At 49.1% G+C, this 21984-nt stretch carries 20 protein-coding genes; 3 read left to right on the forward strand and 17 right to left on the reverse strand.

Translation table 11 applies throughout. From position 1 onward, the window contains the following. Nucleotides 1-49: 49 nt before the first annotated feature. Entirely contained in the window at nt 50-787 is a 738-nt protein-coding gene (locus tag LBCZ_RS08355) for an MBL fold metallo-hydrolase (protein ID WP_025012704.1), read from the reverse strand. Nucleotides 788-855: 68 nt separating this feature from the next. Between LBCZ_RS08355 and LBCZ_RS08360 the strand changes: the two genes are divergently transcribed. Next, nucleotides 856-1362, forward strand: a complete 507-nt coding sequence (locus tag LBCZ_RS08360) for a hypothetical protein (RefSeq protein ID WP_025012703.1) — start codon at nt 856-858, stop codon at nt 1360-1362. A gap of 169 nt (nt 1363-1531) precedes the next feature. On the opposite strand, the gene LBCZ_RS08365 is transcribed toward LBCZ_RS08360, so the two are convergent. Then, nucleotides 1532-3607 (reverse strand): FtsX-like permease family protein, encoded by a 2076-nt coding sequence (locus tag LBCZ_RS08365; protein ID WP_025012702.1) that lies wholly within the window; start codon nt 3605-3607, stop codon nt 1532-1534. Further along, nucleotides 3591-4361, reverse strand: a complete 771-nt coding sequence (locus LBCZ_RS08370; RefSeq protein WP_025012701.1) for an ABC transporter ATP-binding protein — start codon at nt 4359-4361, stop codon at nt 3591-3593. The genes LBCZ_RS08365 and LBCZ_RS08370 overlap by 17 nt, the downstream gene beginning before the upstream one ends. Nucleotides 4362-4528: 167 nt before the next feature. Here LBCZ_RS08370 and LBCZ_RS08375 point away from each other — a divergent pair, with 167 nt between their 5' ends. Together LBCZ_RS08375 and LBCZ_RS08380 are read left to right on the forward strand one after the other, a co-directional pair. Beyond that, a complete protein-coding gene (locus tag LBCZ_RS08375; RefSeq protein WP_025012700.1) occupies nt 4529-5203 on the forward strand; it encodes a response regulator transcription factor in 675 nt (224 codons plus the stop codon). A 9-nt stretch (nt 5204-5212) separates the two neighbouring features. Beyond that, nucleotides 5213-6292 carry a sensor histidine kinase gene (locus tag LBCZ_RS08380; protein ID WP_025012699.1) on the forward strand — a complete coding sequence of 360 codons (1080 nt, stop codon included), beginning with the start codon at nt 5213-5215 and terminating at the stop codon, nt 6290-6292. Between the two features lie 93 nt (nt 6293-6385). Here LBCZ_RS08380 and nrdG read toward each other — a convergent pair whose 3' ends face one another. The 14 genes from nrdG to purE form a co-directional block, all read right to left on the reverse strand. After that, nucleotides 6386-6964 carry an anaerobic ribonucleoside-triphosphate reductase activating protein gene (gene nrdG / locus LBCZ_RS08385; RefSeq protein ID WP_025012698.1) on the reverse strand — a complete coding sequence of 193 codons (579 nt, stop codon included), beginning with the start codon at nt 6962-6964 and terminating at the stop codon, nt 6386-6388. Nucleotides 6965-7179: 215 nt separating this feature from the next. Then, nucleotides 7180-9411, reverse strand: coding sequence for a heavy metal translocating P-type ATPase (locus tag LBCZ_RS08390; RefSeq protein WP_025012697.1), 2232 nt, complete (start codon nt 9409-9411; stop codon nt 7180-7182). Beyond that, the gene (locus tag LBCZ_RS08395) at nt 9401-9844 is read right to left on the reverse strand and encodes a CopY/TcrY family copper transport repressor (protein ID WP_025012696.1); all 444 of its coding nucleotides are present in this window, start codon (nt 9842-9844) and stop codon (nt 9401-9403) included. Before LBCZ_RS08395 ends, LBCZ_RS08390 begins: the two co-directional genes overlap by 11 nt. Nucleotides 9845-10057: 213 nt before the next feature. Further along, nucleotides 10058-11302, reverse strand: coding sequence for a phosphoribosylamine--glycine ligase (gene purD / locus LBCZ_RS08400; RefSeq protein WP_025012695.1), 1245 nt, complete (start codon nt 11300-11302; stop codon nt 10058-10060). A gap of 429 nt (nt 11303-11731) precedes the next feature. After that, a complete protein-coding gene (gene purH / locus LBCZ_RS08405) occupies nt 11732-13255 on the reverse strand; it encodes a bifunctional phosphoribosylaminoimidazolecarboxamide formyltransferase/IMP cyclohydrolase (protein ID WP_025012694.1) in 1524 nt (507 codons plus the stop codon). Next, nucleotides 13256-13825 carry a phosphoribosylglycinamide formyltransferase gene (gene purN / locus LBCZ_RS08410; protein WP_025012693.1) on the reverse strand — a complete coding sequence of 190 codons (570 nt, stop codon included), beginning with the start codon at nt 13823-13825 and terminating at the stop codon, nt 13256-13258. Continuing rightward, nucleotides 13822-14832, reverse strand: coding sequence for a phosphoribosylformylglycinamidine cyclo-ligase (purM, locus tag LBCZ_RS08415; protein ID WP_025012692.1), 1011 nt, complete (start codon nt 14830-14832; stop codon nt 13822-13824). Before purM ends, purN begins: the two co-directional genes overlap by 4 nt. Further along, nucleotides 14829-16283 (reverse strand): amidophosphoribosyltransferase, encoded by a 1455-nt coding sequence (gene purF / locus LBCZ_RS08420; RefSeq protein WP_025012691.1) that lies wholly within the window; start codon nt 16281-16283, stop codon nt 14829-14831. The genes purM and purF overlap by 4 nt, the downstream gene beginning before the upstream one ends. Further along, on the reverse strand, nt 16259-18475 hold the full coding sequence (gene purL, locus LBCZ_RS08425; protein WP_039639154.1) for a phosphoribosylformylglycinamidine synthase subunit PurL: 2217 nt from the start codon (nt 18473-18475) through the stop codon (nt 16259-16261). The genes purF and purL overlap by 25 nt, the downstream gene beginning before the upstream one ends. After that, on the reverse strand, nt 18462-19148 hold the full coding sequence (gene purQ, locus LBCZ_RS08430; protein WP_039639155.1) for a phosphoribosylformylglycinamidine synthase subunit PurQ: 687 nt from the start codon (nt 19146-19148) through the stop codon (nt 18462-18464). Before purQ ends, purL begins: the two co-directional genes overlap by 14 nt. Then, a complete protein-coding gene (gene purS / locus LBCZ_RS08435) occupies nt 19145-19405 on the reverse strand; it encodes a phosphoribosylformylglycinamidine synthase subunit PurS (protein WP_025012690.1) in 261 nt (86 codons plus the stop codon). The genes purQ and purS overlap by 4 nt, the downstream gene beginning before the upstream one ends. Continuing rightward, entirely contained in the window at nt 19398-20126 is a 729-nt protein-coding gene (gene purC / locus LBCZ_RS08440; protein WP_025012689.1) for a phosphoribosylaminoimidazolesuccinocarboxamide synthase, read from the reverse strand. Before purC ends, purS begins: the two co-directional genes overlap by 8 nt. Beyond that, the gene (purK, locus tag LBCZ_RS08445; protein WP_025012688.1) at nt 20120-21235 is read right to left on the reverse strand and encodes a 5-(carboxyamino)imidazole ribonucleotide synthase; all 1116 of its coding nucleotides are present in this window, start codon (nt 21233-21235) and stop codon (nt 20120-20122) included. Before purK ends, purC begins: the two co-directional genes overlap by 7 nt. Further along, on the reverse strand, nt 21232-21717 hold the full coding sequence (gene purE / locus LBCZ_RS08450) for a 5-(carboxyamino)imidazole ribonucleotide mutase (protein WP_039639157.1): 486 nt from the start codon (nt 21715-21717) through the stop codon (nt 21232-21234). Before purE ends, purK begins: the two co-directional genes overlap by 4 nt. Nucleotides 21718-21984 lie beyond the last annotated feature (267 nt).

Genomic DNA, 21984 nt, shown 5'->3' on the forward strand with positions numbered 1-21984 from the left:
CATTTTTTAACATTTAGTTCTCATTTTAAGTGAACATTTATGATCACTATCAGACATTAATTGTCAAGTCATCTGCCGCTAACAAAATTGGTATGCCCACTGCTTGTTTTGCAGCCTGTTGTTTTAAGGTATCAAGGTCGAGTTGTTGCGGCAAATGTGTCAACAAGAGTTGCTTGACGCCGGCATCCTTTGCTAACTGGCCGGCCTCAGGTGCGGTTAAATGCCATCGTGGTGTCGGTTGATCCGCCAGAAAATTGGTATCTGCCATCAAGAGATCGGCGTTTTTTGCAAACGGTACCAATCCAGGAAAGTAACGCGTATCACTTGTGTTGACCAGCACTTTATTGGTCCCTGATTCAACAATGCGCACAGCAAAGGCTGGCACTGGATGCTGCGTCTCAAGAAACGTGATCGTGAACGGTCCTAAATGCAAGGTACTGTCAGCGGAGTAGCCCATGCCTTGCGTAAATGGGCCAAAGGTTAGACTGCCAAAGTTTAACGGATCCATCGTGTGGCCGTAAATTGGCAGTGGCGAGACTTTTTTGGTCCCCTTCCGCAACTGATAATAATATTGCAACACCCCGACATCCGCCGTGTGATCGTGGTGATAATGCGTCAGCAATACGGCGTCTAGTTGCAATGGATCAAAAACCTTCTCCAAGGCAAGCAGACCGCCACTGCCTAAATCCATTAATAAATGGTAATCGCCGCTTTCAACTAAGTAGGTGCTGGTCGCGTGGCCGGCATCCGGATAACCGCCAAGATAACCTAAAACTGTCAATTTCATTTAGTTTTTCCTCCCTTTCAACCTGAAAAGCCACTAAGAAGTTTATAATAAGTGTGGAGGTGGTCGGTATGTCCACAATACAAACAGTCTTCGGTAGCAAGTCGTTCCTTGTCAAATTGCTCGATGAGCGCCATGATCCCCAACTAAAATTGTTAAAGCCGGCACAAAGCGGCCTGGATTACATGATTTACGATCCGAGTGGCCGGGCGACATTCAGTGCGCCATTGCGTTACGACATCATTACGAGCTTAGGCCCAACCGAACAAAACGGCTATGTGCAGTTCATGTATTTTAATTTGGACACGGACGATGTCAAAGTGTTCTTATCAAAAATCAAACAATTGATCGATAACCACGACATCTTGCTTGGGGAAAATCACATCCTGTTGGCGCAAGAAGTCAAACACCCTGATAATTTTCTGATGGTTTCTGTCTGGCAATCCAGCAATGACTACTACGAGTTCAAGAATACCCCAGCACTCTCATCAGTCAAGGAGTTCATTCGCCGCGCCGCTTCGGCTAATGGCTTTCATGAAGCGGGTTATACCGTCATTGACCCCCATCAAAAAGATTAAAACAAGCCGATCATACAACTGCGAAAATTTTAACATGCCAGTCGCGTAAACCGCGAGTATTCGGCTAACACCAAAGCATCAGAATTCGGCAGAACCGATTCCCCGATAACTAACCGCCGTTATCGCTGATCGCCGCTGGTCATTCTGGTGCTTTTGTGATGCATTTTCATCAATCGCTAACCCACCGGCTGACCGGCCCGTCAACCATGCGAATCATGACATGCACGGTCGCCTGATAAAACAGCCAGTCAATCCCGGCATAAATGGCAATCATCAGACCGAGATAACGCGACGGCGGATTATCAAGATAATTGGTCATCACGCTGATCACACACAGTGCCATGATAATACCGAATACAAGTGGGACCGCAAAAACCACCGCAGCCTGACGGTAAATCGTGTGCCGAATCTGTTGCGGATCCATCCCCAAATGCTTTAATATCTGAAAATGCCGCTTCTCCTGACGCACGGCGATGACTTGTTTGAGCAATAAGATACTGCCTGTCGCGACCACAAAAACACCGCTTAGCAACAAGATCAAAAATAGCAAAAAGCCATATAACGTACTGACAAAATTCTGTTCCGACGCTTGCAGCCCGATCGGATTACGCCAGAAGTTCATTTTGGCGCTCACCCGATTAGTGACTTTCAGATCGTTGCCTGCCCGTTCATTGGCGCCAATATTGACGTACTCCTGCAGATTCTTGCTATTGTCCAAATGCTGCAGTTGTGCCAGTGCCCGGCGTGCAGATTTTGTTTTAGGCAGTTTAGCCATATATAACCGGTCCGGAGTGCCTTCTAACATGTCAAAGGTTCGATCACTAACCAGTAATCCCCGGTCAAAATAATTATTACTCCCGGTTGGAAAAAGATCAGTCGTTCGGGTGAGCCGAAGTGACGTGTCACTACCTGGTAACATAATCGCTCGATCCGGATTACGCCGCGCGCCAACCGGTCGAAACCCGGTTCTGTTTGGCAACATTAACTGAGCTTCCTGTTGTCGTAATCGAACTGGGGGTAAACTCTTTTGCAGTCGCGCTACCCGACGATACTCACGCATTGCGACGACATTGTAAACACTAGGCTGATCGCGAATCTGGCCAATTTGATTCCTTAACCTAATCTCGGCATATAATAATTTAGTCGACATGGTGACCGCGTGCGTCGGCTTAACCTTGGCTTTTTTTAAAACGTCCGTCACATTATCAACGCCGATTCCGGAGGCTACGACAGTCGTGGGAATTTCACGTAACACCAATTCTTGTTCGTATTGAAACAACATGACCGAACTGCCAAGCATCGTGATCGTCACAGCACAAAGCAGCGTCGTCAACCACAATGAGTGGGCATTGCCTTGCAACCTTTTGATAATCAGATGGCGCGAAATGCCACTTGCATTGCGGGTCTGCATCTCATGACGACGCTGATACCACGCCACCAATCCGGGCAAAAAGTCGGCAAAAACAAGAAAAAGTCCCAGCAGCAGCGCTGTCACAAGCACGACTAAGAGAATTGGGAGTATCATTCGGCCCGGAATCCATGGTAGTAATCGCATTAAACTACCACTAATTGGCAACAAGCGCAGCATCGTCAACAGACTACCAACCAATAACGCAAAGCCGCCCACACCAAGCCAAAAACGCCACCAGGTTTGCGGCTTGGGCGGGGCAGGCACATCTTGTTGCCGAATGAATTGACGAAGTGGATTTTGAACATAAATGGCATTAACGGCGCCAACTAACAGATAAACCACCCCCATCAATGTCAAAACGTCCAGCAACGCTGATGGGGACACCATAAAACCAATCGGAGTATGCAAGGCCATCAAGCGGATCAACACCATGCCTAACAATGGCGATAGAATAAATCCAAGCAAGACCCCGGTTATCAATCCGATCGCACCGACAATCAGACTTTCAATAAACACCGTCACTCCCAGTTTGGCACCGGATAATCCCAAAAGTCGGTATAAGCCGATCTCCTGATCACGACGGGCAATTAACAGGCTATTTAAATACAATAGGAAACTGATCGAAAACAAAGCCAGCAGGACCATGACAATCATTAGCAGGCTGGGTACAATATCCAAACTGCCTAATCGTTTGCTGGCATCACTTAAAATCGACCGATTATTCGCAACCGCGCCAATCGCATACATAATCGCGTTGATCAATGCAGCAATCATGATCTGCAAGCCATCTTCGTGCCGATGTCGCACAAGGTTGGTCTTAATCTGTTGCCACACGTGCATGGCCTCCTCCGCTTACCGTCGCTTCCATATCAATGATGCGATCAAAGAACTGTTCACGGGATTTGCCGCGGGTTACTTCAGCAAAAAACGCGCCATCTTTAATGAAAATAATCCGACTGGCAAAACTAGCCGTAAACGGATCATGGGTGACCATCAAAATTGTGGTTTTCTCCTGCTGATTTAACTGCTGGAGATACCGCAAAAAGTCTGTAGCTGCCAATGAGTCAAGGCTCCCGGTCGGTTCATCAGCCAGCAGCAGGCTCGGCTGCGTGATCACCGCCCTCGCAGCCGCCACCCGCTGACGCTGCCCCATGCTTAACTCGCCGGGAAACGCCTTTAATAACGGATCCAAATTGAGATGCTGGGACACCGTCCGCAGACGCTCAGCGCGATCCGGTTGAACATGGCGTTGCAGCGTCAATGGTAAAAGGACATTTTGCGCGACCGTCATATCGTCTAACAAATTAAAATCCTGAAAAACAAAGCCCAGATGGTCACGGCGGAATGCAGCTTGTTGACTTTCATTCAAAGCTTCCAGATCATATCCGGCAATTTTGACCTTACCTGTGCTAGGCGTTTCAATCGTTGCCAAAATATTCAGCAAGGTCGACTTCCCGGCACCACTCGGCCCCATAATACCGATGAATTCACCGGCTGCAACCTGAAAGCTAAGGTCATTTAATGCGCGAACCCGATCATGTCGCTGTCCGAAGATTTTACTTAAATTAGATACTTCTAAAATTGCCATGGCTTACCTCCGTCATCATTCTACCAAAAACCACTGTTGACTGCTGTTCATCGTCCTCACTGACAAATTGCCCATGTCAGCGATATTTTCTTATTAACCAACTGTTCTCGCGGCTTGTGCTTCCTGGCCAAAACTTATACGATAAGTGCAGGAATGGAGTTGATCACGTGTTTAAAATCATGATCGTAGAGGATGATCAGACCATCAGCGGCCTGATCGCTGACAACCTAAAAAAATGGCAGTTCGAACCAGTCGTTGTGACTGATTTTAACGCCGTCTTCGATGATTTTCTGCAAGAAAAGCCTCACTTGGTTTTGCTGGACATCAATTTGCCGGTTTTTGACGGTTATTACTGGGTCCAAAAGATTCGCGAATTCTCTAAGGTGCCGGTTATCTTTATCTCAAGCCGCAATACCAACATGGACATGGTCATGGCCATGAACATGGGCGCCGATGATTTCTTAAATAAACCGTTTGCGATGGAAGTTTTGATCGCCAAAATCAACGCACTGTTGCGCCGAACCTATAATTACGCCGATCAAGGAACGGATGTTTTGGAACACAATGGCCTCATGTTGAACCTGAAAAACGGGATGGCACAGGTTAATGATAATGAAATCAACCTTTCAAAAAACGAGTACAAGTTACTGCAGATTCTCATGCGGCAACATGGGCAGATCGTCAGTCGCTCGCGTCTCCTGAAGGATCTCTGGCAAGACGAACGCTTTGTTGACGACAATACGCTAACGGTCAACATCAATCGCTTGCGCAAAAAAATCGAAGAAGCCGGCTTAAAAGATTATATCCAAACTAAAGTCGGTCAAGGTTATATCGTTCCTTAGGAGGCCGCTATGCGTTTTCGCGATTACGTCAAAGACCACCTGTGGCCTATTGGCGGTTACATTTTATGTGTGGGGTTAGCGGCCATCATTATCTGGCTGGATCCTCAACATCGAGTTAAAATGTCAACACTCTGGTACGCAGTGTTATTAGTAACACTTGTTGCGAGCGCTTTTTTTGTGGCCCACTTTGGCCGAATTCGGCGGTTTGCGGCCCAACTTCATGACCGTCAAGAGGCCAAGGATGCGGCGCTGGACTGGCCGCTGCCTGGTGGCGAATCAGGCCTCGAACAAGTTGTTGCCGATACGTACAACCAAATGCTGACGCTGCATCGCCAACAGATTACCGCCTTATTAGCCCAGCAACAGGATCAAAAAGACTTCATTGATTCCTGGGTCCATGAAATTAAAGTGCCGCTAGCGGCGGTTTCGCTTTTGGCTGAGAGTTTTGAAGGGCAAGTACCGGACGACAAACTCGATAATCTTAATTTGCAATTGGATCAGATCGAATTTTATGTCGAGCAAGTTTTGTACTACTCCCGACTCGACAGTTTTTCCAAAGATTATCTGCTGCACAACACGCCGTTAAAACCACTTGTAAATGATGTCGTCGCCAGTCAGCGGAACGGGTTTATCAACAAACGCCTGTCATTTAAGCTCAATGGCGAGGATCAAACCGTGCTAACCGATAACAAGTGGTTGCGGTTTATTTTGGCGCAACTGATCTCGAATGCCGTGAAATACACACCGGAAGGCGGCCGCATCAGTGCCACCATTCGCAATACCGGTAAAGAGACCGAGCTCATGATTACCGACACTGGCATTGGCATTCCTAAAGATGAACAACATCGGGTATTTGAAAAAGGCTTTACCGGAAGCAACGGGCGAATATCGAATCACAAATCAACCGGTTTGGGGCTCTTTTTGGCGGAAAAGCTTTCGGAAAAGCTCGGCCATCATTTGACGCTGACATCTGTGATTAATCAAGGTACCACTGTGACCATTCATTTTCCATATGTCAGCTATTACAGCGATCCAAGCCAAACGGTTCATCATCCCAAAACCAACCGCGAGCAATCTTCTAATAGTTAAACGCGTCTTTTAGTCAGCAAAATCCAACAAAAAAGAACGAGTGACTTCTGACATACAGTTTCCTGCAGAAAGCCACTCGTTCTTTTTGTGATGTTACCGAATAAGATTCTCCCAAAGTTTAATCTCGCCAGCCGCTTGCGTTGCCGGCACGTCGATGATGCGTTGATTGGCGCTGCCGCGAAATTGTAAGGTTAAATCTTTTTGCGCCAGTAAGAAGCGGCCGTCGACCAGGATGTCGATGAGCCCTAATAACGTCAACTTATCTTCGGAATCCTGCATCAGTTCCTCGTATGTGTACCCGCTCCAACTCCAAATGTCTTTGTCGTGGCCAAATTCCTGCCGAATCCGGCGGCACAACCGAATGCATACCTGCGTGTTCAAAAACGGTTCACCGCCCAATAATGTCAGCCCTTGTACATACGACTGACTAAGATCTTCAATAATCTGATCTTCTAACTCCTGGGTGTAAGGTTTCCCATATCGAAAATTCTGGGCAACCCGATTGTAACAGCCGGGGCAGGCAAACCGGCAGCCAGATACGTATAAACTGCACCGCACGCCTTCACCATCCACAAAGTTAAATGGCTTGTAATCCGCAATACGTTGCTGGGAAAGGTCGCTGGCGAGCCATTCCTGAGGTTTAGGATTCAGTGGTAAACGATTGGTGGTCATAACAATATCTGCCTCTTTCTGAAATCATTGTAGCGATGCTGTGTAAGACTTGGTTTCTAACGAAGTGCTGGTCGGTAAACCGGCACCTTGCTTGGTAAGTCTTTTTCATCGTATCATCTTTTAACCCCAATATATAGTATTGGTTGTACACAAAATACCGGCTTGTCATCTATATCTTGATGGCGAGCCGGTATTCATATCAGATCTTGATTATCTTATGCACGGTTCAAATGCAGCGTCATGGCATTTAACGCAACCACGATCGTTGATAACGACATGATCGCCGCGCCGACTGCCGGACTGAGAATGAAACCAATCGGCGCCAGGATACCAGCTGCCAACGGAATAGCTAAAATGTTGTAGCCAGCTCCCCACCAAAGGTTCTGCACCATTTTGCGGTTCGTCGCCTTTGCCAGCGATAAGAAGTTAAGAATATCAGCTGGGTCGCTGTGAACTAGAACCACATCGGCCGTATCAATGGCAACATCGGTACCAGCACCGATTGCTACCCCGATATCTGCTTGGGCCAGACTAGGCGCATCGTTGACACCATCGCCGACCATCATCACAACCCCGCGCTGCTGATAAGCTTTGACTTGGGCAACTTTATCTTCAGGCTTGAGCTCTGCCTGAAAATCGGTTAATCCCAGCTGGTCCCCAACCTTCTTGGCTGTTTCATGATTGTCACCAGTCAACATAACCGGTGTGATTCCTTGACGCTTCAAGGCCGCTACGAACGGCTTGCTTGATGGCTTCAACTGATCGCCTTCAGCTACCATCCCTAAAACCTGATCCTTCTGTAGTAAGAAGGCCAATGAGTTCCCGGCAGCCGCCAACTGATCGGCTTGGGCCTGATCATAACTTAACTGATGGTCTTTCAAGTAACGCGCATTGACGATGGTATAAGCTTGGCCATCAACTTCGCCTTGAAGACCAATGCCCTTGAGTACCTGAACATTTTGAGCAGCAGGTACATTTAATTGCTGTTCCTTAGCCGCGACTTTAATACCGGTTGCCAGTGGATGCTCTGAATGACTCTCAAGTGCGGCCATCAAGGCTAAGACTTGAGCTTCATCATGATTGGCAAATGCAACGGTTTTGGCAACGGTAAATTTACCTTCAGTCAACGTACCGGTTTTGTCCATTAAGATAAACTTCGCATGTTTGGCAGTTTCAAGTGCCTGACGATTACGAATCAATAAGCCATTGGTTGCGCCAATACTGGTGCTACGCGCGATGACCAATGGAATTGCCAGTCCCAGTGCGTGCGGGCAGGCAATGATGAAAACGGTGACCATGCGTTCAAAGGCAATTGCCGCTCCATCTGATAGCCAAATGAAGAATGCCAGAATACCGACTGCTAATGCTGCGTAGAAAAGCCAGCCAGCAACTTTGTCGGCCATCCCTTCTGCCTTACTCTTATTGGCTTGCGCACTTTGAACCAGCTTCATCACTTGCGACAGGTAGCCGCTTTCACCAGTACCGGTGACTTTGATTTCAATGACGCCATCACCATTGACTGATCCACCAATGACCCGATCACCTTCAGCTTTATGAATGGCTTTGGCTTCACCAGTAACTAGGGATTCATTCACACTACTGCTACCACTGACGATCTGGCCATCAGCCGGCATCTGTTCACCTGCCAGGACGCGCAAACGCGTGCCGACCTGAACTTCTGCTAACGGCATGTCCATCACGTGATCGCCATGCACGACATGCGCTTGGCTTGGCAGCAACGCCGCGAGTTTCTCGACGGCATTGCCCGCTGCCATGACCGCATTCATTTCAATCCAGTGACCTAACAGCATGATCACGATCAATGTTGCCAGTTCCCAGAAGAAATCCATGACCATACCATTCGGCGCGATAAAATGATTCATCACAAACGCGTAAAGTGAATAACCATAAGCAACGGTAATGCCCATTGCAATCAGCGTCATCATCGCTGGCTGCCGCTGTTGCAATTCGGATTTAGCTCCGGTCAAAAATGGCCAGCCACCATAGAAGAACAGAAATGACGATAAAATCAGAACCAGCCAGTCAGATCCGGGAAATACGATCGGTAGTTGCAAAGCCCCTAGATGGATATTCATCCCCATAAACTGGGAAAGCAACAGTACTGGAATCATCACAATCAGGCTGACCCAGAACTTTTGCTTGAGATTGCCCATATGCATCATATGACCACCACCGTGATCCATGTCCATATGCGACATATCGCCGTGATGCATATCCATATGGCTCATGTCACCATGGCTCATATGCATGTCGCCATGATTCATTTGCCCATGAGCCATAGCGCCTTGGTCCATGGCCATGGTTTCCATACCATCTTGATGCCCCATCTGGTCATGATCCATTGGCATATCCGCCATATCATCATGTTGCATCTCACTGGTTTTTCCAGTCGTTCCGTTTGCATGTTTCATCTTACTATCCTTCATGAACTTCCTCCTTACACCCTTCTGGCAAGCAATTGCAGCTGACCGTTGTCGGTGCATCCGGCAGTTTAGCTGTCAATGTTTGTTGTAGGTCGTTGATGTCTTGTTTTGATAAAGTAACGTGCGTTATCAAGTGATCCAAGGTCTTACCTATTTTCATCTGGCATAAATGGCTAAACAACTCGCTCGCTGCTGCATCCATGGATGCTTGTCCGCCCACCGTAGCATGGTACAAAAATTCACGACCTTGTTTTTCCGTTACAAGTGCGCCTTTTTTAACCAAGCGTCCTAAAAAGGTTTTGGTAGTTGCAACCTTCCAGCCCATCTTATCCGCCAAAATAGCGGCAAGCGTGCTGCTTTTTAAAGGTCCGAGTGTCCAAATAATACGCATGACCTCCCATTCCGATTGGGAGATGTCGACTGTTGGTGTTTCCATAATTGGCCTCCGTTTACACTTGTAATCTTTCAACACTTATAATTTACAACTGTAAACGATGAATGTCAATATCAATTTTTTGATTTTATTTGGAAGTGCCTGCGCATCCTGAAAAAATGGACATACAAATAGGCACCGCGACAAGGAACTGTCACAGTGCCTATTTCGTTAATGCTATTCGCCAAAATCAGGCTTTACCGCTGATTGTTTTCTTCAGGCTTTGACCGCATGGAAACCAATGTCAGTGCGATAATCCAAAACCCCTTGGATACTTTCCATGGCCTTTTTAGCCTTCATAATAGCTTCAGAAAGAGTTGATGCCGCCTCTACGACCGAGAAAATTCGGCCTGAACTGCTAACCCAGCCGTTTTCCGTCTGGTTAACGCCTGCTGGCAACCAGGTGCCAATCGGCCAGTCTTTTGGCACAATCACCGGGACCTGCTTTAATCCTGAACCGGGATAATCCGGATTCACCGCAACAAAGCACGCGTAAGCTTGGCCATTTAACTTCAAATCAGGTTGTTGACCATTCAACAAATCCGTTACCAACTGATAAAAATCATTTTCGATCTGAGGTAACAGCACCTGTGTTTCCGGATCACCAAAGCGCATGTTGTATTCCAGAATTTTAGGACCATCAGCGGTAAAAATCAGGCCGATATACATCACGCCTTGCCCACTGAGGCCGTCCTCCTGCATCCCCGCCAACGTCGTATCAACTAATGCCTCAGCTGCCTTTACTTGCTCGGTAGTAAACTGTGGTAGCGGGCTAATGGCGCCCATGCCACCGGTGTTAGGACCACGATCGGCGGCGAAACGGCGTTTATGATCCTGTGATAATGGTAAAATCACGCGGTTTTGACCGTTGAAAAGCGCCATTACCGATGCTTCTTCGCCGTCAAGGTATTGTTCAATAAGCACCGTTGCATCTGGGTGCCCCTCGTAAAGTCGATCAATTGCATCGTCCAAGGCAGCAGCGTCTTGGGCAATGATGACCCCTTTTCCGGCGGCAAGGCCATCTTTTTTAAGAACGATTGGCAATCCCATCAGCGTCGCCTCGGCATGGGCTTCCAGTGCGCTGTGGACGGTTTTGCTGGCAGCGGTCGGAAGATGGTGGCGATGCATAAAGTCTTTGGCAAACGTCTTACTGGATTCGAGTTGGGCGAGTTTTTTCGTCACGCCAAAAGTTGGCTGATGAGCTTCTTGAAAAGCATCGACAATGCCAGCCGCCAAGGGTACTTCAGGACCGACAAACGTCAAATCAATCTGATGATCCCGGGCAAACTGAATCAGTTCCGGCACTTCGGCTTCTTTTATACCGATTGGCTCAACGCCTAAAAGCGTCATAGCCGGATTACCGGGTGCCACATAGACGTGGTCAACTTGTGGCGACTGATTGAATTTTAGCGCAAGGGCACTTTCTCTGGCACCGCCGCCAATGACAAGAACATTTTTCATAGAACCTCCTCGCGCGTATGGGCGCATATTTGTGGGTGATGAGGGTGGCATTTACGCGTTTGCTGGCGTAAAAATTTTGTGTGAGGGTGTTGAGCATAAATGACCTAAGACCGACACTGCAGCTTTCTGATGCCAAAACGCGTTCACTGGCACAGAAGTCTGCGTATAAGGACATCTAGCCCTAAATGGCAAAGACCAGCACTGTAGCTTTCTGACGCCAAAACGCGTTCGCCAGCCCAGAAACCTGCGTGTAAGGACCTTGACCGCAATGGCCCAAGACCTGCACTGCAGCTTTCTGGCGCCAAAACGCGTTCGCTGGCGCAGAAGTCTACGTATAAGGACCTTAGGCGTAATGGCCAAGTTCGGGCCATCACGCCTAAGGCCACTTATACTCCGACTTCTAACCGCGCCAGCTCACGCTCTCCGCTCTTAATGCCTAAAGTGCCGCACACCCGTTGTTACCATGGCGATGCCGTATTCATCTGCTTTAGCGATGGAGTCTTTGTCGCGGATGCTGCCGCCTGGTTGGATGATGGCTTTGATGTCGTGTTTCGCGGCGTAATCGACGCAATCGTCCATTGGGAAGAAGGCGTCACTGGCCATGACGGCGCCGGCAAAGTTTTCGTTTTGTTGCGCCTCGGTCAATGCCAATTCGACTGACCCGATCCGATTCATTTGACCGGCACCAATGCCTAACGTCTGATCTGCCTGGGCCACCACAATCGCATTGCTCTTCACGTGTTTAACCACGGTTTGCGCAAACGCCAAAGCTTTTAACTGATCAGCAGTCGGTTGCACCTTGGTTACAACGGTCATGTCCGCTGGGGTTTCCGTCTTATCATCGCGCGTCTGTACCAGTAGGCCGCCAAAAATTGAAACCGTTTCGGTGCCCAGTTCTTCTGGCACATCGGCCGTATTAATCGTCAACAGACGTACATTCTTCTTCTTGGCCAAAATCTCGTAGGCATCATTATCAAATGCCGGAGCCATAATAATTTCAAGAAAGAGCTTGTGCATTTTTTCGGCCGTTGCTAAGTCTACCCGGCGATTTAGCGCGATAATGCCACCGAAGATCGACATCGGATCTGCCGCATACGCCTTGTCCCATGCAGCTTCGATCGTTTCGCCCAAGCCAATGCCACAAGGATTCATATGTTTAACTGCCACAACAGCCGGCTGCTTGAATTCACGCAACATCGCCAAAGCCGCATCAGCATCCTTGATGTTGTTATAAGAAAGCTCTTTGCCATGCAACTGCTTGGCAGCCGCCAGACTCGTCGGATCAGGATTCGGTTCAACATAAAATGCTGCTTTTTGATGACTATTTTCTCCGTAGCGCAGGTCTTGGCGCTTGTGGTAAGTCGGGGTGAATTGCTCCGGAAATGGTTCTGAATCTAAGTAATGAACGATTTGGGCATCATAAGCCGCCGTTACTGCAAAAACCTTGGCTGCCAGTTTCTGCCGCAACGCCGCATCATCTTGATCAAGGCCGGTCAAAACCGCTGAATAATCAGCCGGGTCAACCACCGCCCAGACACTATCGCTATTTTTAGCTGCGGCACGCAAAGCAGAAGGCCCACCGATGTCGATTTGCTCGATAGCTTCGGCGCGGGTCACGTCCGGCCGTTTAATGGTTTCGGCAAATGGGTACAGATTCACACACACCACGTCAATCGGCTGGATATGATGATCGGCCAACGCCTGCACATGCTTGGGATCATCCCGGCGCGCCAGGATACCGGCATGAATTTTAGGATGCAGTGTCTTAACCCGGCCATCAAGCATCTCCGGAAAACCGGTCACATCTTCAACACTGGTCACAGCCACACCTGCATCGGACAGTTCACGATGCGTCCCGCCAGTTGAAATCAGTTCAAAGCCCCGTTCAATCAATCCCTTAGCAAAAGGTACCAAACCGGTTTTATCAGAGACACTTAACAATGCTCGTTTCACTTAAATCGCTCCTTCTTGAATGAGTTTCTTGACAGTTTCCGGAAAAGTGTGATGCTCCTGACGGTGAATGGCGGCTTCCAATTCGGCTAATGTCATGCCGGGCAGTACCCGGACAGGATCCTGGGCAATGATTTCGCCAGTATCAATCCCCGCATCGACATAATGGACGGTCACGCCGGTTACTTTCACGCCATAATCAAAGGCATCCTTAATCCCTTGGCGCCCGGGAAAGCTTGGCAACAGTGCCGGATGCAGGTTGATAATGCGCCGAGGAAATGCATCTAACAAGGTCGGACCGATAATGCGCATGTAGCCAGCCAGAATCAACGCGTCGACTGGCGGAAGCGCCGTCAAAATGTGAGCTTCGGCTGCCGCTTTATCGGCATAGTCCTTGAAATTCACGACAATGGTTGGAATCTGATGATGAGCTGCTTTGCGAATCACCGGGGCACGTGCCCGATCACAAACCACCACCACAATACGAAAATTGCTATCCTGCGTCTGCGAAGCCTCAAACAATGCTTCAAAATTGGTTCCGTTCCCTGATGCAAAAACAGCTAATGCTTTCATTCGCCTGCCACCTGCCAGTGAATCTTTTCCGCTGGGTCTGCAACAACTTCGCCGATCACTTTACTGCTTGGCAAGGCCGTCTGGACTGCGGAAACCGATTCCTTAGCGACTACCAAAATCATACCGATGCCAAGATTAAAGGTCATCCGCATCGTGCTTTCACTCAAATGACCGGCATGTTGCAGACGATCAAAAAGTTCCGGCCGTCGCCATGCTTGCGGATCAACGTGGGCACTTAAGCCATCAGGGATCACTCGTGGCAGATTCTCGGTAATCCCGCCGCCGGTAATGTGCGCTGCCGCATGAATCAAACCCTGTTGCATCAGCGGCAACACCTGCTTGACATAGATCAGCGTTGGCCGCATGAGCGCTTGCATCATTTCCGAGCCGTCTTCAAGTGTCTGACTGCCTAAATCGGTTTCGGCCAATAATTTCCGCACCAACGAATAGCCATTGCTATGGACACCGGAACTTGGTAAGCCAATTAACACATCACCTGCAGCGACATTCTGCGGCAATCTTTTTGGTGCCGAAACGACGCCAACCGCAAAGCCGGCTAAATCATAGTGATGTTGCGGGTACATATCCGGCATCTCAGCGGTTTCACCACCGATAAGCGCCATCTCGGCCTGTTGGCAACCGAACGCAATCCCGCGAACCACGGACTCGGCACGCGCCACATCCAAATGATCCACTGCCATGTAATCAAGGAAAAACAATGGCTGTGCGCCTGAAGCAAGCAAGTCATTGGCCACCATCGCCACCAAATCAATGCCAACCGTTTCATGCGCATCGCACTGCAAGGCCAACAGCAACTTGGTTCCAACCCCATCCGTGGCGCTGATTAAAGTCGGCTGCGGGACAGACGGCAACCGATATGCCGCCGCAAAGCCACCAACACTAGCTAACACATTTTCATTCGTTGTTTCCTTGGCTAACGCGGCAATTCGTTGCACCGCTTCGTCACCGGCTTTAATATCAACGCCGGCGTCTTTGTAATCTGTCATGCGCTAACCTCCGCAACATTAACTTTGAGTGACGCAACTTCTTTATTCAGGTCGGATTCATAATCGTCAAGCGGCGTCGGATATTTTCCGGTGAAATAAGCGACGCATAACCCACCATTCGGAGCCGTGGTCGGCAAGCCGACACTATCCTCCAACCCCTGTGTCGATAAGAAACCAAGTGACTCCACATTCAGCAAATCTCGCATTTCCGGAACCGTGTGATTGGCCGCAAACAACTCGCTGGTGGTTTGAAAATCAATGCCATAAAAGCATGGGAACCGCAACGGCGGACTGGCGATGCGCAGGTGAACCTCCGCAGCTCCGGCTTCTTTTAGTAATCTCACGATTTGTTTGGAAGTGGTTCCGCGCACAATCGAATCATCGACCAAAACGATCCGCTTCCCGGCAACGACCGGTTTGATGACGCTCAACTTCATTTTGACGCTTTTTTCACGCAATGCCTGTGTCGGTTGAATGAATGTCCGCGCCACATACTGGCTCTTGACCAGCCCCATTTCGTAAGGAATACCACTGGCCTTGGCATAGCCAATCGCGGCTGACAATGATGAATTAGGCACACCGACAACAATATCGGCGTCGGCCGGTTGTTCCTTGGCCAAACGTTCACCCATGCGTACGCGCGCCTGGTGAACGTTGATGCCATGAATGTCAGAATCCGGACGGGCAAAGTAGATATATTCCATTGAGCAAACGGCCAGCGTGGTATCTGTCGTGAAATGATCAAGGTGCAACCCGGCGTCGTCAATTGTAATTAATTCACCGGGTTGAACATCGCGAACAAAGTCGGCGCCAACCGCATCTAAGGCAGCCGTTTCACTGCAAACGATGTACCCACCATCTGGCATGACACCAACCACCATCGGTCGAAAGCCATGGGGATCAACGGCTGCATACAAGCCATGCTCGGTCAGCAAAACAAATGCAAAACCGCCGTGAACTTCATTCAGCGCGGTTTTTAATTGAACCAACCAAGGCTTGCCGACCTGGCGACGAATCAAATGCATGAGCACTTCGGTATCCGAAGTCGATTGAAAAATGGCACCTTGATCTTCAAGTTCCCGCCGCAAGCTAATCGCATTGGTCAAATTGCCATTGTGCGCTAAAGCGATTGACTCATCAGAAAACCGGAAAAGCAACGGTTGGATATTTTCAAGTACGCGGCCACCTGCTGTTGAATAGCGGACATGGCCCAAAGCTGCCCGCCCCATCAATGGCCGTAATTGATCGGTGTTGGTAAACACTTCACTCAGCAGTCCCAAACCATAATGGCGCCGCATGCCTTCTTTGGTAAGGCCGACGATGCCGGCGCCTTCCTGTCCCCGATGTTGCAGCGTGTGCATGCCTAGATGGGTAATACTGGCAGCGTTGGGATTACCCCAAATACCAAAGACGCCGCATTCTTCATTTAAGCCTTTTGGTTCATGTACCATGGGAGTGCCTCCTCAAATGCAGTTTGAAGCTGGCTCAAGGCCACCGAAAATTGATGACTGACCGTTGTGACGTCGAATTGTGGTGCTGCCTGGACATGGCCAATCAGTTTGGCCGAACCGTTTAAAGCTTCGAATGCTGCTTGATTCTCTGGTGCCACCGTTATCAAGAAGCGGCCTTGGGTCTCGGAAAAGCCCCAGCTGGTTGGCAACGTCACCTTAATCTTGGCGCCCAGACCATTGGCAAAGCCCATTTCTGCAAGTGCCACCAGCAAACCGCCGTCGCTCAAATCATGGGCAGCAGTGACCAAGTGCTGACGAATTGCGTTTAAAACAAATGCCTGATTGGTCTGCTCTGCTTCTAAATCAAAATCGAACAATCGACCGGAAACGCCACCGGTTTGCAATTTTTGCAACTCACTACCGTTAAAGTCGCCATGCGTTTCACCAACCAGATAGATCAAATCATCGGCGTGCTTAAAGGCTGCTGTCGTGATGGTGCCGAGATCTTCAATCAGCCCCACCATCCCGATCATCGGCGTCGGATAAATCGCGTGCCCATTCGTTTCGTTATACAGTGACACATTACCTGAAATTACTGGTGCATTAAACGCTTTGGTTGCCTGAATAATGCCTTTAGCTGCTTCGGCAAGTTCATAAAACGCTTCAGGCTTGGTCGGATCGCCAAAGTTGAGGCAATCGGTAATGCCCAATGGCTCTGCACCGCTGGCAACCAGATTCCGTGCGGCCTCGGCGACACTCATTGCGGCACCGACTTGCGGATCCAGATAGAGATACCGTCCCTTACTGTCGGTCGTCATCGCTAGTGCCCGATGCGTCCCGCGCACGCGAATAACTGCGGCATCACTGCCTGGAAGAACCACGGTATTGGTTTGCACTTGCGCGTCATAGCGCCGGTACAAGGATGCCTTGTCGGCAATAGTCGGCATCGCCATCATTGCTTTCCAGGTTGCGACCGGATCTGTCACAATCGGATCAAAATCAGGCGCCGGGTTAGCCAGACGCTCCGGCTGCTTAGCCTCTTGTTCATAAACCGGGGCATCATCGGTTAAAGAGCTAACCGGCACGTCACAAACCAATTTGCCATGGTGATAAAGTTTGTATTGATGCCCTTCGATCACGTGGCCAACAACTGCTGCATCTAAATCATAGGCAGCAAAGACATCCAAAACTTCTTGTTCAAAACCGGCACGAACACAAAGCAGCATGCGTTCCTGCGACTCGGATAACATAATCTCAAATGGGGTCATGTTGGCTTCACGCTGCGGAATCAAATCAAGATCCAAGGCCATGCCGCTATTGGCTTTGCCGGCCATTTCGACACTGGACGAAACCAACCCTGCTGCACCCATGTCCTGAATGCCGACAAGCGCCTGCTGATGTTGTTGGGTAATCTCAAGGCATGCATCCATCAGTAGTTTCTCCATAAATGGATCGCCGACCTGAACGGCTGAGCGATCCGCCGCCTCGTCATCGGAAAATTCACTGGAAGCAAAGCTGGCACCATTAATGCCATCCCGACCGGTTTTGGCACCGACATAAATCAAGGCATTACCGACGCCCGCCGCTTTGCCTTTTTGAATCTGATCCTTATCCATGATGCCCACACACATCGCATTCACCAGCGGATTGCGCGTGTAACTGCCATCAAAATTGGTTTCGCCACCCACTGTCGGAATGCCGATCGCGTTGCCATAACCGCCAATCCCAGCAACAATCCGGTCAACCAGATGCTGCGTGTGCGGTTGATTAAGATCGCCAAAAGCCAGTGAATCCAGCATCGCTACAGGCTTAGCACCAATGGAGAAAATGTCGCGGATAATCCCGCCGACACCGGTTGCGGCACCTTCATAAGGTTCGACGGCGGAAGGGTGATTATGGCTTTCGGCTTTAAACACTACTGCCTTGCCTTCACCGATATCAATGACGCCGGCGCCTTCACCAGGCCCCATCAAAACCCGTTCATTTTTGGTCCAGAACTGGCGCAGGATCGGTTTGCTGTACTTATAAGCACAGTGTTCACTCCACATGCCGCTTGCCAAACCGATTTCAGTGTCATTAGGTTGATGGCCGATTAATTCGGCAAAACGCTCATACTCAGGTTCAGTCAATCCCAAGTCAAGATAGGATTTCTTTTCGGCAATGGCCATTGGACTCATTTCAACGTGTGCCACGAATGTCGGCTCCTTTCGTTTGTTGGATAAGCGAATGAAAGACGCCTAATCCATCAGTTCCGCCAAGTAAGGCTTCAACTGCACGTTCCGGATGCGGCATCATCCCTAAAACATTTCCCGCCGCATTGGTCACACCTGCAATGTCATGAACACTACCATTCGGATTGTCGACGTACCGAAACACCACTTGGCCATTAGCTTCGAGCTCCGCCAACGTTTCGGGATCGGCATAATAATTGCCTTCACCATGGGCAATCGGCAACGTCAACTGTTCGCCGACCTGATATTGATTCGAGAATGCCGTGTCCGCGCGATCAACGGTCAACGCCACCGGCTCGCAGATAAAGTTCAGATCGCGATTCCACTGCAAGGACCCTGGCAACAAACCGGCTTCAGTTAAAATCTGAAAGCCATTGCAGATACCAAGCACATACCCGCCAGCATCCGCAAAATCTTTTAGCGCCGTCATGACGGGTGAAAACCGGGCGATGGCACCGCTGCGCAAATAATCACCGTAAGAAAAACCGCCGGGTACCATCACAACGTCGTAACTGCTTAAATCGGTTTGATCCTGCTTGATCAATTCACAGTCGGCACCGGCAATTTGCTGCACTGCCCACTGCAAATCCAGATCACAATTGGATCCGGGAAAAGAAATAACGGCCGCTTTCATGCCTCATCCTCCGTGATTGGCTCCAAGTCAAAGCGATAAGTTTCCATATTGACGTTAGCAAGCAACTGATCACAAATCGTATCGACTTGCTTTCGTACCGCTGCTTCGGTGCCGCTAAGCTTTAATTCGAAATATTTACCATACAAGACGTCATCAACATTGTGATAATCCATCCGGCTTAAGGCCGTTTTGATGACTTCAGCCTTGGGATCTAACACAGAAGGTTTGTAGGTCACGTAAACTTTAGCTTTAAACATGAGCAGCTCCTTTTTCTTGTAGTCGATTAAGCACTTCTTGATAAACCGGTGTTAGCGGACCCCGATTTTGGCGAAAAACGTCTTTATCAAGCGACGCGCCTGTCTGTTGGTCAACCAAGCGGAAATTATCCGGTGACAATTCGTCTGCTAATACCAATGTGCCATCTTTTAACGTCCCATACTCAAGCTTGAAATCAACCAAGGTGATGCCGACTTCATTGAAGCGTTTTGTTAAATAAGCGTTGATACGATCGGTTAATGAACGAACTTCGCGTAATTGTTCAGGCGTTGCCTCATGTAAAGCAAAAATTTGTGCCTCGTTCATGAATGGATCGCCTAGTTCATCAGATTTGTAATAGTATTCGTGGATCGGCGGGTCGAGCTTCATCATCGGCTTCACATTGAATTTCGTGACAAAGTGTCCTGATGCATAATTACGTACGACCACTTCCAGCGGCAGCATCGTTGCCTTCTTGACGATCATCGTGGTGGCATCTGGCGAATCAATGTAGTGAGTTGGGATCCCGGCGGCTGCCAACTCCTTAAACAACAAGGTCGAAATAGCGCGATTTAGTTCACCTTTATGATCAATCTGCGCCTTCTTTTCTCCGTTTAAAGCCGTGGCCTGATTGGTGTAAGCCATCCATAAAACATCCGGATCGTCAGTCGCAAAAACCTGCTTGGCTTTGCCGGTATACAGTAACGTTGTCTTCTTCACCATGCTGCCTCCATTTGTTTAAGTATGTCCAAAACATTGCGATCATCGGTCACCGTGATGTGCCCCATCTTACGGCCAGGGCGAATCTCGGCCTTGCCATAATCATGCATGTGCCATTCGGGATGCTGCAGCCACTTTGCTTTGGCCTGGGTTAAATCGTCACCAAGCAAATTGCGCATCACCGCTGGCTGCTTCAATTTGATCGGCGGGATTGGCAGGCCACAGATGCTCAGAATGTGCGCATCGAACTGGGAAAAGTTACATGCTTCAATCGAATAGTGGCCGGAGTTATGTGGCCGCGGTGCCAGCTCGTTGGCAATGACGTTATCCCCTTCAAGGAAAAGCTCAACGCCCATCACACCGCGTAAGTCAAGTCCTAAGGCAATTTTGGTCGCCAAGTCATCGATCTTATGCGCTAACACCGGTGAAATGCTCGGCGCCGGTGCTAAAGTGAGATGCAAAATATGATTTTTGTGCCGATTTTCAACAATCGGGAAAACTCGGACTTGATCGCGACCATCACGCGTGATCATGACAGAGGCTTCGCGATCGAATTGCTGGCGTTTTTCTAAAATGCAGGGACCGTGCGCAAGTATCTTTTCCGCAGCCGGTACATCTGCCAGTGTGTTGATATCTTGTTGGCCGTGTCCGTCATAACCGCCTGTTGTGGTTTTCAGAATCGCTGGCAGGCCGATCTTGGCAATCGCGGTTTTCAGTGTTGCCGGTGAATCAACGGCCGCAAACGATGTTACTGGAACGCCGTGGGTTTCAAGAAAAGTCTTTTCCTTGATGCGGTCTCGGGTCGTTGCTAGAATCGCAGTGCCTTGAGGGATGCGAGTTAAATGTCGGACAGCCTTAAGTGCAGCCAAGTCAACATTTTCGAACTCATAAGTTAAAACATCGGATTCCTTGGCTAACTTGGCCAACGCCGCTTGATCATCATATGGAGCGGTAATTTGAAAATCTGCGACCTGACCTGCGGGTGAGTTCGGGGTCGGCTCCAAAATGCCAACGCGATAGCCCATGGCTTTGGCGCTATGGGCTAACATCCGACCAAGCTGACCACCGCCGATAATGCCGATTGTTGCCGGAGACGTCACCACATCAATCATTTGAGCGCAGCCTCGCTTTCTTCGGCGCGTTTGGTCTGCTCGGCACGAAAGGCTTCGAGACGTTGGGTTAATGCCTCATCTGTCAAAGCTAGGATTGAAGCGGCAAATAAAGCAGCATTTACAGCACCGGCATCACCGATGGCCATGGTTCCGACTGGCACTCCGCCGGGCATCTGGACAATCGATAACAAACTATCAACGCCATTTAATGTTCGGGTTTTAATTGGCACCCCGATGACAGGCAAAAGGGTGTTGGCTGCGAGCATCCCCGGTAAATGAGCCGCACCGCCTGCTCCAGCAATAATCACCCTAAAGCCTTGATTAGCCGCTTGCTTACCGAATTCCGCAAGCTTATCCGGCATGCGGTGCGCCGAAATGACATGCTTTTCATAAGGAATTTCCAGCGCCGTCAATTGCGTTGCAACCTGTTGCATGGTTGGCCAATCGGAGCTTGAGCCCATGACCACAGCTACTTTCTGCATCTTGTTCCCTGCTTTCTTTAAGATATTTTGAGAATAGCACGTTCAGAAACAACATTCAACCGTAAAATGGAACTATATTGGACTTATTCCAAATTAATGTTCGTGTTTTACTAGCGATATAATTCTTGCAGTGCCTAAAACTTGAATCATTGCTAACTTCAATGGGAAAATTTGGCTGCGTAAAGCGCTTCAAATTTAGCAACTGCCGCGCTAATCATCTTTAGTTTTCTTGAAAACAAAAAAATCGGCTCCAAAGATTTGTTTCAT

The sequence above is a fragment of the Lacticaseibacillus casei DSM 20011 = JCM 1134 = ATCC 393 genome (assembly GCF_000829055.1).
GTDB classification, from domain to species: Bacteria; Bacillota; Bacilli; order Lactobacillales; family Lactobacillaceae; genus Lacticaseibacillus; species Lacticaseibacillus casei.

Coding starts and splice junctions, on each gene's coding strand:
- LBCZ_RS08355 (WP_025012704.1), bottom strand. CDS start 787: ATGAAATTGACAGTTTTAGGTTATCTTGGCGGTTATCCGGATGCCGGC.
- LBCZ_RS08360 (WP_025012703.1), top strand. CDS start 856: ATGTCCACAATACAAACAGTCTTCGGTAGCAAGTCGTTCCTTGTCAAA.
- LBCZ_RS08370 (WP_025012701.1), bottom strand. CDS start 4,361: ATGGCAATTTTAGAAGTATCTAATTTAAGTAAAATCTTCGGACAGCGA.
- LBCZ_RS08380 (WP_025012699.1), top strand. CDS start 5,213: ATGCGTTTTCGCGATTACGTCAAAGACCACCTGTGGCCTATTGGCGGT.
- nrdG (WP_025012698.1), bottom strand. CDS start 6,964: ATGACCACCAATCGTTTACCACTGAATCCTAAACCTCAGGAATGGCTC.
- LBCZ_RS08390 (WP_025012697.1), bottom strand. CDS start 9,411: ATGAAGGATAGTAAGATGAAACATGCAAACGGAACGACTGGAAAAACC.
- LBCZ_RS08395 (WP_025012696.1), bottom strand. CDS start 9,844: ATGGAAACACCAACAGTCGACATCTCCCAATCGGAATGGGAGGTCATG.
- purD (WP_025012695.1), bottom strand. CDS start 11,302: ATGAAAAATGTTCTTGTCATTGGCGGCGGTGCCAGAGAAAGTGCCCTT.
- purN (WP_025012693.1), bottom strand. CDS start 13,825: ATGAAAGCATTAGCTGTTTTTGCATCAGGGAACGGAACCAATTTTGAA.
- purM (WP_025012692.1), bottom strand. CDS start 14,832: ATGACAGATTACAAAGACGCCGGCGTTGATATTAAAGCCGGTGACGAA.
- purF (WP_025012691.1), bottom strand. CDS start 16,283: ATGGTACATGAACCAAAAGGCTTAAATGAAGAATGCGGCGTCTTTGGT.
- purQ (WP_039639155.1), bottom strand. CDS start 19,148: ATGAAAGCGGCCGTTATTTCTTTTCCCGGATCCAATTGTGATCTGGAT.
- purS (WP_025012690.1), bottom strand. CDS start 19,405: ATGTTTAAAGCTAAAGTTTACGTGACCTACAAACCTTCTGTGTTAGAT.
- purC (WP_025012689.1), bottom strand. CDS start 20,126: ATGGTGAAGAAGACAACGTTACTGTATACCGGCAAAGCCAAGCAGGTT.
- purK (WP_025012688.1), bottom strand. CDS start 21,235: ATGATTGATGTGGTGACGTCTCCGGCAACAATCGGCATTATCGGCGGT.
- purE (WP_039639157.1), bottom strand. CDS start 21,717: ATGCAGAAAGTAGCTGTGGTCATGGGCTCAAGCTCCGATTGGCCAACC.